Annotated in this window: 11 protein-coding genes; 6 read left to right on the forward strand and 5 right to left on the reverse strand. The window is 65.2% G+C overall.

The window, feature by feature from the left end:
- Window positions 1-48 precede the first annotated feature (48 nt).
- Entirely contained in the window at window positions 49-462 is a 414-nt protein-coding gene (locus J2T07_RS11720) for a hypothetical protein (protein WP_306850189.1), read from the forward strand.
- Between the two features lie 84 nt (window positions 463-546).
- Window positions 547-2220 (forward strand): urocanate hydratase, encoded by a 1674-nt coding sequence (gene hutU / locus J2T07_RS11725; RefSeq protein WP_306850191.1) that lies wholly within the window; start codon window positions 547-549, stop codon window positions 2218-2220.
- Between the two features lie 308 nt (window positions 2221-2528).
- Here the strand turns inward: hutU and msrA are convergent, their stop codons facing one another.
- Window positions 2529-3200 carry a peptide-methionine (S)-S-oxide reductase MsrA gene (gene msrA / locus J2T07_RS11730; protein WP_306850193.1) on the reverse strand — a complete coding sequence of 224 codons (672 nt, stop codon included), beginning with the start codon at window positions 3198-3200 and terminating at the stop codon, window positions 2529-2531.
- 162 nt (window positions 3201-3362) lie between these two features.
- Between msrA and J2T07_RS11735 the strand changes: the two genes are divergently transcribed.
- Together J2T07_RS11735 and J2T07_RS11740 are read left to right on the forward strand one after the other, a co-directional pair.
- Window positions 3363-4580 carry an HD-GYP domain-containing protein gene (locus tag J2T07_RS11735; RefSeq protein WP_306850195.1) on the forward strand — a complete coding sequence of 406 codons (1218 nt, stop codon included), beginning with the start codon at window positions 3363-3365 and terminating at the stop codon, window positions 4578-4580.
- Window positions 4577-5830 carry a putative bifunctional diguanylate cyclase/phosphodiesterase gene (locus J2T07_RS11740; RefSeq protein WP_306850197.1) on the forward strand — a complete coding sequence of 418 codons (1254 nt, stop codon included), beginning with the start codon at window positions 4577-4579 and terminating at the stop codon, window positions 5828-5830. Before J2T07_RS11735 ends, J2T07_RS11740 begins: the two co-directional genes overlap by 4 nt.
- Window positions 5831-5845: 15 nt before the next feature.
- Here J2T07_RS11740 and coaE read toward each other — a convergent pair whose 3' ends face one another.
- The 4 genes from coaE to pilB form a co-directional block, all read right to left on the reverse strand.
- Window positions 5846-6448 (reverse strand): dephospho-CoA kinase, encoded by a 603-nt coding sequence (gene coaE, locus J2T07_RS11745; protein ID WP_306850199.1) that lies wholly within the window; start codon window positions 6446-6448, stop codon window positions 5846-5848.
- Window positions 6445-7314 carry a prepilin peptidase gene (locus J2T07_RS11750; protein WP_306850201.1) on the reverse strand — a complete coding sequence of 290 codons (870 nt, stop codon included), beginning with the start codon at window positions 7312-7314 and terminating at the stop codon, window positions 6445-6447. Before J2T07_RS11750 ends, coaE begins: the two co-directional genes overlap by 4 nt.
- A gap of 80 nt (window positions 7315-7394) precedes the next feature.
- A complete protein-coding gene (locus tag J2T07_RS11755; RefSeq protein WP_306850204.1) occupies window positions 7395-8660 on the reverse strand; it encodes a type II secretion system F family protein in 1266 nt (421 codons plus the stop codon).
- A 147-nt stretch (window positions 8661-8807) separates the two neighbouring features.
- The gene (pilB, locus tag J2T07_RS11760) at window positions 8808-10535 is read right to left on the reverse strand and encodes a type IV-A pilus assembly ATPase PilB (protein ID WP_306850206.1); all 1728 of its coding nucleotides are present in this window, start codon (window positions 10533-10535) and stop codon (window positions 8808-8810) included.
- Between the two features lie 172 nt (window positions 10536-10707).
- On the opposite strand from pilB, the gene J2T07_RS11765 reads away from it, so the two are divergent.
- Both J2T07_RS11765 and J2T07_RS11770 read left to right on the forward strand, forming a co-directional pair.
- A complete protein-coding gene (locus J2T07_RS11765; protein WP_306850208.1) occupies window positions 10708-11562 on the forward strand; it encodes a glycosyltransferase family 2 protein in 855 nt (284 codons plus the stop codon).
- Window positions 11559-12512 (forward strand): glycosyltransferase, encoded by a 954-nt coding sequence (locus tag J2T07_RS11770; RefSeq protein WP_306850210.1) that lies wholly within the window; start codon window positions 11559-11561, stop codon window positions 12510-12512. The genes J2T07_RS11765 and J2T07_RS11770 overlap by 4 nt, the downstream gene beginning before the upstream one ends.
- Window position 12513: the final 1 nt, after the last annotated feature.

Consider the following 12513-nt stretch of genomic DNA (forward strand, 5'->3'; position numbering starts at 1 on the left):
GGACTTACGCTGTATGACAGAACAATCCTCCTATGATGGACGAGTCCCATGACCAATTCATCACGCAAGATCCTGCTGGCATGGCTGGTCGCCATGCTGCCCGCGCTCGTGGTGGCGCAAACTCAGCCGGCGAAGCCCGCGGCGCCTCCACCGCGGCCGAAACCGATCGTCATCACCACGCCCACGCCCAACCAGCAATGGCAGCGGCAGGTCGACCGGCAGCAGGTGCAGAACCGCCTGAACCAGAACGCGTTGCGTGAACAGCTGCGCCAGGACAACCTCGATCGCCAGCGCGCCAATGCCGCCGATCCTGCCCTGCGTAACCAGCTGGATGATGCGGACCGCAGCCAGCAACAGCTGTACCGGGCGCGCCAGAACGATGCGGTTCGTCGGTACCAGACCCTGCAGCGGCCGGACGCGACGCAAACCGTGCCCGCGCGGACCGGTTCCGCCGGCCATTGAGCGGCATTGCTGCGACGCGTATGGCGAGGTGTCGCGGCGCGGGACCATAATCGGCGATTCCCTGGATCGACGGAGTCTCCCCCGATGACCGCAGTCACGCGCATCGACACCACCCGCACCGTCCGTGCCCCGCGCGGCAGCGAACTGACCTGCCGCAGCTGGCTGACGGAGGCACCGTTCCGCATGCTGCAGAACAACCTCGATCCGGAGGTCGCGGAGAACCCGGCGGAACTGGTGGTGTATGGAGGCATCGGCCGTGCCGCGCGCAACTGGGAATGCTTCGACGCCATCCTGCGCAGCCTGCGCGATCTGCGCGACGACGAGACGCTGTTGGTGCAGTCGGGCAAGCCCGTGGGTGTATTTCCCTCGCACCCGGACGCGCCGCGCGTGCTCATCGCCAATTCCAACCTCGTGCCGGCGTGGGCGAACTGGGAGCACTTCAACGAGCTCGATCGCAAGGGCTTGATGATGTACGGCCAGATGACCGCGGGCTCGTGGATCTACATCGGTTCACAGGGAATCGTGCAAGGCACCTACGAGACCTTCGTGGAGATGGGCCGCCAGCATTACGGTGGCAACCTCGCCGGCCGCTGGATCCTCACGGCCGGCCTGGGTGGCATGGGCGGCGCGCAACCGCTGGCCGCCAGCCTGGCGGGTGCCTCGTCGCTCACCATCGAGTGCCAGCAGAGCCGCATCGATTTCCGCCTCAAGACGCGCTATGTCGATGAGCAGGCCACCGACCTGGACGACGCCCTGGCGCGCCTCGCGCGCTATGCGAAGGAAGGCCGCGCCGTTTCCGTGGCGCTGCTCGGCAACGCGGCCGACGTGCTTCCCGAGCTGGTCCGCCGCGGCGTGCGTCCGGATGCCGTGACCGACCAGACCAGCGCACACGATCCGGTCAACGGCTACCTGCCTTCCGGCTGGACGGTGGAGGAGTGGTTCGAGCGGCGCAAGTCCGACCCCGCCGGTACCTCGCGGGCGGCGAAGGTGTCCATGCGCAAGCACGTGGAGGCCATGCTCGCGTTCCACGCGATGGGCGTGCCGACGTTCGACTACGGCAACAACATCCGCCAGATGGCCAAGGACGAGGGCCTGGCCGAGGCGTTCGCCTTCCCCGGCTTCGTGCCCGCGTTCGTCCGTCCGTTGTTCTGCCGCGGCGTGGGCCCGTTCCGCTGGGTGGCGCTGTCGGGCGATCCGGAGGACATCTACAAGACCGACGCCAAGGTGAAGGAACTGATTCCGGACGACCCGCACCTGCACCGCTGGCTGGACATGGCGCGCGAGCGGATCAGCTTCCAGGGCTTGCCGGCGCGCATCTGCTGGGTCGGCCTGGGCCAGCGTCATCGCCTCGGGCTGGCCTTCAACGAGATGGTCCGCAACGGTGAACTGAAGGCGCCGGTGGTCATCGGCCGCGACCACCTGGATTCCGGGTCCGTGGCCAGTCCGAACCGCGAGACCGAGGCCATGCGCGACGGCAGCGACGCCGTCAGCGACTGGCCGCTGCTCAACGCCATGCTCAACGTGGCCGGCGGCGCGACCTGGGTGAGTCTGCACCATGGCGGCGGCGTGGGCATGGGTTACAGCCAGCACAGCGGCGTGGTGATCGTCTGCGACGGTACCGAGGCCGCGGACAAGCGGCTCGCCCGGGTGCTGTGGAACGATCCCGGCACGGGCGTGATGCGGCATGCGGACGCCGGATACGACGAAGCGATCGCCTGCGCGCGGGAGCAGGGGTTGAACCTGCCGATGGTGGGGTGAGGGCATCGCCGCTGAAGCGGCTCCCACAGGGGCATCGCCGACAGGGTCGGCTCCCACCACCAGGCCAGGGGCATCGCCGACAGGGGTGGCTCCCACCACCAGGTCAGGGGCATCGCCGACAGGGTGGTTCCCACCAGGTCAGGGGCATCGCCGACAAGGTTGGTTCCCACCGAGGCCGAGGCTGCATGCTCTGGTGGGAGCCGACCCTGTCGGCGATTCAACCTTGCGGAACCGCCCCTGCCGCGATGCTCCTGTGGGAGCCGACTCGTCGGCGACTCGGGTCCGCCTCAGCGCCCGCCAGTCTCGCCTCAGCGCCCGTTAGCCCAGGCAGCCGCATACCGCTGCGGATACAGCCGCTGTAGCGCCAGCACCTTCGGCCGGTCGTTCACCACGATGTACATCGCGTCCGGGTTCAGCCGCATGTAGTCCTGGTGGTAGTCCTCGGCAAGGTAGAACGCCTTGAGCGGCGTCACCTCGGTCACGATGGGCGCCGGAAACGCGTGCGCCGCCGTGAGCTGGGCCACGTACGCCTCGGCCACTTTCTTTTGCTCCGGCGTGGCGTAGAAGACCGCCGAACGATATTGCGTGCCCACATCCGGCCCCTGGCGGTTCAGCAGGGTCGGGTCCTGGGCCACGGAGAAGAACACCTGCAGCAACTGGCCATAGGTGACCTGGGCGGGGTCGTACACCACCCGCACGGATTCCGCATGGCCGGTATCCCCGTCACTGACATCGTCGTAGTTCGCGTGGGCGGCGTCGCCACCGGCGTAACCGGCGCGCACGCTCTTCACGCCGCGCACGTGCTGGAACACCCCTTCCACGCCCCAGAAACAGCCGCCGGCGAACACGGCGGTGGCCTCGCCGGTGGCCGGTGAGGCATCGATGGAGGGGGCGGGCAGGGGAACGCCCTCGTCCCGGGCCGAGGCGGCCATACAGGCGGTGAGGGCGAAGAACAGGACGGGAAGCAAGGGACGGCGCATGGCGATCTCCGAGGGAGGTGTGGGCCTGCCTATAGGACCGGGGATACGGTCTTTACCTCACAGGCGGCTTCAGGATTCCGTGAAGCTGCCGCTAACCGTTGGATAACCGTGCGTGGGCGGCCGCCGCATGGGAACGCAGTGGCTTGGAAGGGGGACAGGAGAGTGGCGTACGACCTGGTGGAGAGACGCGTGTTCGTGGCCGATCTGGAGGTCGGCATGTACGTGAGCCGTCTCGATTGCGAATGGTCCGACACGCCGTTCCCGTTGCAGGGGCTGCCGATCGCCGCGCAGGCCGATATCGACCGCCTGAGCCGGTTCTGCAAGTACGTCTTCGTGGACATGCACCGGCGTGTCACGCCCGCGCGCGTCGTGTCCGCCGTGGCGCCCCGGCCGGTACCGAACCCGCGCCTGGTCGCCCGCCACACCTATACGGACACGGTGCCGTTCGAAGAGGAACTGCCGCGGGCCCGCGAGGCTTTCGACGGCATGTCACGCTTCGCCGAACGATTGGTGGACGACATCCACGGCGGCCGCGCGATCGAGCCGGGCGCGGTGGAAGAGGCCGTGCGGCCGATGGTCGCCAGCGTATTGCGCAGCGGCGACGCCTTCTTCTGGATCGAAAGCCTGCGCCAGCGCGACAGCTATACCTACCGGCACGCCGTCGCCTGCAGCACGCTGGCGGCGGCGTTCGGCAGGCACATGGGATTCGCTGGCGAGGCCATCGTCAGTCTTGCCGCGGGCGGCCTGCTGATGGACGTGGGCAAGGCCCAGTTGCCGGATGAATTGCTCGGACGCGGCGGCCCGTTGAGCGACGAGGAATGGGAACTGACGCGCCAGCACGTGAGCGAAGGCATGGCCATCCTCGACCACGCCGGCGTCAGCGATCCGGAGGTGCGCGACATGGTGCTCACCCACCATGAGCGCTTCGACGGCAGCGGGTACCCCGCGGGACTGGCCGGCACCGCCATTCCCCTATCCGGCCGGATGGCCGCGATCATCGATACCTATCATGCGATGTCCACCCCGCGCCCGTACCGCCTGGCCGTTTCCCGGCACCTTGCCCTCCGCCAGCTCTATGCCGGGCGCGACCGCGAGTTCCAGGGCGAGCTGGTGGAACAGTTCCAGGCCTGCCTGGGGGTCTATCCGACCGGCTCGCTGGTGGAGTTGAACACGGGCGAGGTCGCGATCGTCATGATGCAGAACCAGGCGCGCCGTCTGCAGCCTCGTGTGGCTATCCTTACGCGAAAGGACAAGGCAGCGCTGGAGGAATTCCTTATTATCGATCTCATGAACCAATCGGACAGCATCCGCCGTGAGATCCTGCGTACCTTGCCCGCGGGCAGCCATGGAATCGATCCCCGGGAGTATTTCGTCCAATGAGCGAGCGGCGTGCCGACATCCTGCCTGCGGTGCAGGTCATCCTCGACCGGGTCGTTCCCGATTCGGGATGGCGCGCCGTGCTCGTCGTGCGGCTGCAGGGCATGCGCGAGGCGCAGCTCCGCTTCGGCTACGACTTCGGCAACGCCATCATGCTGGCCGCGCGCGAGCGCCTGGTGGAAGCGGTTCGCCATGTCGACACGGTGTTCGTCGCCGGTGACGACAGCTTCGTCGTGGTGCTGCCCTCGGTACGCAACCGCACCCATGCCCTGCTGGCGGCCACGCGCATCGTAGGTGCCTTCGACACGCCCCTGTTGCGCGGTGAACGGCCGTGGCACGGACGGCCCGTGGTCGGCGTGGCGGTGCATCCCGAACACGGCACCTCCGCGGAACTGCTCTATCGCCGCGCCGAACTGGCCCATGACGAGGCGCAGCGCGTGGGCGAGCCGTTCGCGCTTTACCAGCCCGACGCCACGCCCGTGGAGATCCTCTACGGCGAACTCCGCGAGGACATCGAGGCCAATCGCCTGCATGTGGCCTTCCAGCCGCTTCGCGACCTGCGTTCCGGCGAGGTGGTGCGGGTGGAATCGCTTTCCCGCTGGACCACGACCGCCCAGATCCACGTGGCACCTGCCGATTTCGTGCAGTTCGCCGAGCGCAGCGACCTGATCGTGCCGCTGACCCGCTGGAGCCTGAATGCCTCGCTGCGCCATGCCGCGGCGCTGCATCGGGGCGGTTGTCCGCTGGACGTCGCGATCAACCTGTCGCCGCGCGTGTTCGCCGAACAGGGTTTCGCGGAACAGATGATCGGTGCCATGGACATCTGGGGCGTGCCACCGGAAACGGTGATCGTCGAGATCACGGAAACGGCCCTGCTCACCGACCTGGACATGAGCGTGCGTGTATTGCGCTCCCTGCGCGACCGCGGCGTGCGCGTGGCCATCGACGATTTCGGCACCGGCTACGCGTCGTTCGCCTACCTGCGGCATTTCCCGGCCACCGAACTGAAGATCGACCGCACCTTCGTCGACGCCATGAACACCGACCGTCGTACCGAACTGCTCGTGCAGGCCATGGTCGACGTGGCCCACCGCCTGGGCATGGAAGCGGTCGCCGAGGGCGTGGAGAACGAAGAGACCCTGCTGCGCCTGGTCGAGATGGATTGCGACCTGGTGCAGGGCTACCACATCGGCCAGCCGGTGCGGGCGGAGGACTTCGTCGTGGAGCGGCTGGCGGCCGTGTCGCTGATGTGAGGCGGAGGCTTGGCGTCAGGCGGCCAGTTCGCGATAACGCCGATCCAGCGCCGCCACCTTCGCGTCCAGTGCGGCTTCATCGCCGTCGTTGACGATCACGTCGTCGGCGATGGCCAGGCGACGCTCGCGGGACGCCTGCGCTTCGATCATCTTCGCGGCCAGGCTGGCGTCGATGCCGTCACGGCGGGTCAGCCGCTCGATCCGCACGTCCTCGGGCGCATCCACCACGAGCACGCGATCCACCCACGCGTAATGCTCGCGGTTCTCCACGAGCAGGGGAATCGAAAGGATGCAGTACGGCCCGCGATCGGTCGCCGCGGCATCGCGAAGCCAGGTGCGGATGCGTGGGTGCAGGATGCTTTCCAACATCGCGCGTGCGGAAGGATCGTCGAAGACACGCTGGCGCATCGCCGCGCGGTCGAGCCTTCCTTCGGCGTCGAGCGCCCCTGGACCGAACGTTCGCGCCACCTGGGCCAGTGCCTCGGAGCCGGGCTCGACCACGGCCCGCGCCGCCACGTCGGCGTCGTAGGCGTGGATGCCGAGCGCTTCGAATCGGCGCTCCACGGCGCTCTTGCCCGAGGCGATGCCGCCGGTCAGCGCGACGACGAAGCCGCTCATTGGAGGCCGGTGAAGCGCATGTAGGCGGCGAGCAACCGATCGCCCGCCAGGAACCAGACCCAGCCCGCCGCGGCGATGTATGGGCCGAAGGGGATCGGCACGTCGCGCTGATGGTTGCGAAACAGCATGAGGCCGCCGCCGACCAGGGCGCCGATCAGCGAGGACAACATGATGATCGGCAGCAGCGACACCGGGCCCATCCACGCGCCCAGTGCGGCGAGCAGCTTGAAATCGCCGTGGCCCATGCCTTCCTTGCCGGTGAGCAGCTTGAACAGCCAGTACACGCTCCACAGGCTGAGGTATCCGATCAGCGCGGCGAGGATCGCCGATGACGGGCCCACGGGCAGCGGCTGCCACGCCGGTATCAGGGTGAGCCCGAGGCCGATCCAGAGCAGGGGATAGGTCAGTTCGTCCGGCAGCAACTGGGTACGGACGTCGATGCCGGACAGCGCGATGAGGAAGAAGGTGAACAGCAGGCCGGCGAGGGCGGCCGGCGTCGGTCCGAAGTGCCAGACCACCAGGGCGCTGGCGATGCCCGTGAAGAGTTCCACCAGCGGGTACTGCGCCGAGATCTTCGTACCGCAATAGCGGCAGCGCCCGCGCAGGAACAACCAACCGAACAGGGGGATGTTGTCGTGGGCGGCGAGGCGATGCTTGCACTGCGGGCAATGCGAGGCCTCGAGCGCGATGCCCGGCGGCTTGGGTTCGTCGACCGGCTCGAGCGCCAGGACGTCCCGCGCCTGCTTGCGCCACTCCCACTCCATGCGCGGTGGCGTGCGCAGGATGACCACGTTGAGGAAACTGCCCACGAGCAGGCCGAAGACGGCGGCGAAGGTGATCCAGAGGGCGATGGGTAAGTCGGGCATGGGCTCGGCCGTGGGTTAAGAAAAACCCCTCGCCCGCGAGGACGAAGGGTTCGTATTGTGCCTCGCCTGAACGATCGGGGTCAGACGGTGCCGGCGAGCTTGAAGATGGGGAGGTAGAGGGAGATGACCATGCCGCCGACGAGTACGCCGAGGATGATCATGATGAACGGCTCGAGCAGGCTGCTCAGCGTATCCACCGCCGTATTGACCTCTTCCTCGTAGAACTCCGCGACCTTGAACAGCATGGAATCCAATGAGCCGGATTCCTCGCCGATGGCCGTCATCTGTACCACCATGTTGGGGAACAGATTGGTCTGTCGCATGGACAGCTGAAGTTGATGGCCCACGGCGATGTCGTCACGCATTTGCTTCACGGCCTCGCCGTAGACGATGCTGCCGGTCGCTCCCGCAACCGCGTCCAAAGCCTCCACCAATGGCACGCCCGCATGAAAAGTCACGCCGAGAGTGCGGGCAAAGCGAGCGATGGCGGATTTATGCAGGAGGTCGCCGATCACGGGGATACGCAGTGAAACGCGGTCGAGAAAATGCGCGAATTTCTGCGATCGTTTCTTGAAGAAGATCAATGCGGCGACCGAGCCGACGATGCTGCCGATCACGACCCACCAGTACGACTGCATGAACTTCGACGCGGCCACGACGAACTGGGTCGGGGCGGGCAGTTCGGCCTTGGCTTCCGCGAAAGTCTGCTGGAAGACGGGAACCACGAAGAGCAACAGGATCATCGAAACCAGAAGCGCGACCACGAGCACCATGATCGGGTAGAAGAGCGCCTTCTTGATCTTGGACTTGATGCTTTCCATGCGCTCTTTGTAGGTCGCCACCGTGTCGAGCACCGTGTCGAGCACGCCCGCCGATTCACCGGCGTGCACCAGGTTCCGGTACAGCTCGTCGAACTGCACAGGGTACTGCGCGAGGGCTTCGTGCAGGGATGCTCCGCCTTCGATGCCGTTCTTCACATCGTTCAGCATGTTCTTGAAGCGGACGTTCTTCTGGCCGTTCGCAATGATGTCGAAAGCCTGGACCATGGGCACGCCCGAGGCCATCATGGTGGCGATCTGACGGCTGAAGATCGCCACGTCCCGCGGCTTGACCGAACTTCCGGATGCACCGAACAGGGGCTTGGCCCTTTCGCGTACGGTCTGCGGGTTCATCCCCTGGCGGCGCAGTTCCGCCTTGACCAAGGCGGCATTCTTGGCCTGCATCTCCCCCTTCATGCGCTTGCCGCGCTTGTCCAGGGCGACCCATTCGTACATGACCAGCTTGTTGACTTCGGCGCGCGCGACGCCAATGGCGCGTGCGTTCTTCGTGGCGGTGGCGGTAGCCATGACGCGGTGTTCCCCCCGGATTGATGCTTCAGTAGGCCGCCCCATCCGGATCGGCCCCTGTTCTTATTCTAGTGTGACCGCTAGGCCGCGTCCCTTTCTGCCGCCTGGCGCACATCTTCACGTGTCGCAGGTGGCGTGGAGACCGGATCAGTCCTTGGTGACGCGGTTGATCTCGGCCAGGCTGGTGACTCCGTTCCTGACCTTCAGCAGGGCCGAGGCGCGCAAGTCGTTGATGCCCGCCGTACGGGCGGCCTCGGCGATCTGCATGGCATTGCCGCCCTCCAGGACGATTTTCTGGATTTCCTCGGCCATGGGCATGACCTGATAAATGCCCACGCGACCTTTGTAGCCCTCATTGCAGCTGTCGCAGCCAACGGCCTCGTAGATGGTGATGCCCTGGTCGACTTCCTCCTGCGTGAAACCCTCCGCCAGGAGGGCCGCGGCAGGCAGCTGGATGGGCCGCTTGCAGTCGTGAAGGCGCCGGGCCAGGCGCTGGGCGATGATCAGGGTGACCGATGAAGTGATGTTGTAGGGCGCGATGCCCATGTTCATCAGACGGGCGATCGTCTGGGGGGCATCGTTGGTGTGCAGGGTTGAGAGCACCATGTGGCCGGTCTGGGCCGCCTTGATCGCGATCTCGGCGGTCTCCAGGTCGCGGATTTCGCCGACCATGATCACGTCCGGATCCTGACGCAGGAAGGAGCGCAGGGCCGCGGCGAAGGTCATGCCGCGCTTGGTGTTCTGCTGGACCTGGTTGATGCCCTCGACACGGATTTCGACCGGGTCTTCCACCGTGGAGATGTTGCGGCCCTCGGTGTTGAGGATGTTCAGGGCGGTGTACAGCGATACGGTCTTGCCCGAGCCGGTCGGGCCGGTCACCAGGACCATGCCGTAAGGTTTCTCGATCGCGTCCAGGTACAGCTTCTTCTGGAAGTCCTCGTAGCCGAGCTTGTCGATGCCCAGCTTGGCCGAGGAGCCGTCCAGGATACGCAGCACGATCTTTTCGCCGAACAAGGTCGGCAGGGTGCTGACGCGGAAGTCGATGGCCCGGGTCTTGGTCAGGTTGAGCTTGATGCGGCCGTCCTGCGGGACGCGCCGCTCGGCGATGTCCAGGCCGCTCATGACCTTCAGGCGCGAGGCGATGCGGTTGCCCAGCTTGATCGGGGCCGTGGCAACGACGCGCAGGATGCCGTCCATGCGCAGACGAACCCGGTAGACCGCCTCGAAGGGCTCGAAGTGGATGTCGGACGCGCCGCGCTTGATGGCGTCGACCAGGATCTTGTTGACGAACTTGACGACGGGGGCGTCGTCGTTGGCGTTGGCATCGATGCCGGTGGTGCCTTCGCCCTCGTCGTCGCCCGATTCCAGGACCAGTTCGTCCAAGCCTCCGTCCGCGAAACCGGGGACGTTGGCGCTCATGGCCGAGAGGGCCGCATCGATGACCCGGCGCAACTGGCCACGCTCGACCAGCACCGGCTCGACCATGTGGTTCGAGTGGAACTTGATCTCGTCCAGTGCGTGCGACTGCATCGGGTCGGCGATGCCCACGAACAGGCGCTTGCCGCGTTTGAACAGGGGCAGGGCCTGGTGCTTGGTGATCAGGGCCTCGGTGACCAGGTCCAGGGGCATGTTGGCGGGGGCCATGCCGCTGATGTCCATCAGGGGCATGCCGAATTCGGCCGAGGCCACCTGGGACAGCTTCGGGCTGTCGACGAGGTTGTGGTCGACCAGCCAGGCGGAGAGCGAGACGCGCTTGTCCGCGGCATCCTGCACGGCCTTGCGCACGTCGGCCTCGGGCAGCACGTTCTCGGTGACGAGGCGGCGTGCCATGCCGGTAAGACCCGCCAGGATCGGCGTATGCATTTGTGAAGCCATGAAGGACCCGTTTCCCCGAGATACGCGCCTGAATCTACTCCACATTATGGGATTGGTCACGCCTGACCGGTACGGCGCGGCATCGCCCCGCGGAGGTTACGGGGATCGCGCTGCCCTTCTCGTTTCCACGGCGCGATATCCCTTATGATTCAACGACCATGGGGGAGATCTCTTGAGTCGTATAAGCATTATCCTGCCCGCCAAGAATGAGGCGGCCGCACTGAAAGACCTGTTGCCCCGCCTGACAGCTGCCCAGCCGGGCGCCGAGATCATCGTGATCGATGATGGGTCCACGGACGATACGCGGGGTGTTTGCGCCGCCGCGGGGGTCGAATGCCTTTCTTCCCCCTACTCGATGGGAAACGGCGCGGCGATCAAGCGTGGCGCCCGGGCGGCCAAGGGCGACATCCTGGTTTTCATGGATGGGGATGGGCAGCACGATCCGCTGGACATCGGGCGTTTGCTGGCTCGGTTGGACGAAGGTTACGACATGGTCGTCGGTGCGCGTGGTTGGGAAAGCCAAGCCGGTGTGGGGCGTGGAATGGCAAATACCGTTTACAACTGGCTGGCAAGCAAGATGACTGGACAGGTCGTCGCGGATCTCACTTCGGGGTTTCGTGTCGCCCGTGCCCACCGTTTTCGCGAATTCATCCATTTGCTTCCGAACGGCTTCTCGTATCCGACCACGAGCACGATGGCGTTCTTTCGAAGTGCGTATGGCGTGGCTTATGAGCCGATCAAGGCAGCAGAGCGTGTAGGCAAGAGCCATATCCGGCCGCTCAAGGACGGCCTGCGTTTCCTGCTGATTATCTTCAAGATCGCAACCCTTTACTCGCCCCTGAAGCTCTTCGTACCGGTCAGCTTTGCTTTCTTCCTGCTAGGTACGGGGAACTACGCGTACACTTATTTTTTACACGGTCGCCTGACCAATGGTAGTGCGTTGATGTGGAGCGCTGCCGTTATCGTTTTTCTCATCGGTCTGGTCTCGGAACAGATCACAGCGTTGACCTATCGGCCCCACGAATGACGCGACCTCGGATCAGCGTATGCGTGTCGACGTACAATCATCGCCGTTACATCGCGGACTGCTTGCTCAGCGTCTTGTCGCAAGATGTCGATGCTGATGTCGAAGTCTGGGTGGGTGACGATATGTCGGACGATGGTACGTCCGACATCATTGCTGCTCTCGTGAAGGATTGGCCAGGGCAGGTCCATCATGTCATCCATACCGAGCGACAGGGGCCGATAGGCAACCTGCGGAGCACGATTGCGCTGGCCGATGGCGATTTCATCGCCCATCTCGACGGAGACGACTTTTGGCTTCCCGGCAAGCTTCGTGAGCAATTGGCCGTGCTGCAAGCGGCGCCCGACTGCGCTGCATGTTGCGCCAATGCCTCGGTGTTCGATGACGAGCGGGAACCTGTGGGGATATTCAGCAATGCGAGGTCGCAGCAATTCGATACTTCTGGATTGTTGCGCCGTGGAAACTTCTTGAATCACAGTTCGCTTTTCTATCGCGGCGGATTTAGGGCGGCAGTGCTGGAGCTAACACCTCCTTTCATCGACTACCGCATACACCTCGCGCTCAGTGCGGCAGGCGGCGTGGCGTATACCTCTAAATTACTTGTAGGCTACCGTTCGAATTCGTCAGGCTCCATGCTAGTGCGTGACAACGAGGCAGTTCGTCGCCAGTACTTCGAAGCCATCGAGGCCGCCCTGCCAGAAGTTTCCGTCACTATCCGAGCGAAAGCCTGCGCGGACTTCATGCGTCGCGTTGCTTTCCGGGCGCTGCGGCTTCGCCGGCTGACGATGCTTCGGGAGTGGTGGCCAGAGGCTTTGCGTGGGTCTGAGGAAACAGCGCCACGATTTCTCATTCGATGCCTTGCGTGTTTTCTCGCGGAGTCCGCTAGGCAAACCCTTCAAACTCTTACCGCTTTCGTCCTGCGTGCACAGACGCGAGTGCTCTATTTCCGATAAT

Origin of the sequence: Luteibacter jiangsuensis (assembly GCF_030812295.1) — a bacterium.
Taxonomy (GTDB): Bacteria; Pseudomonadota; Gammaproteobacteria; order Xanthomonadales; family Rhodanobacteraceae; genus Luteibacter; species Luteibacter jiangsuensis_A.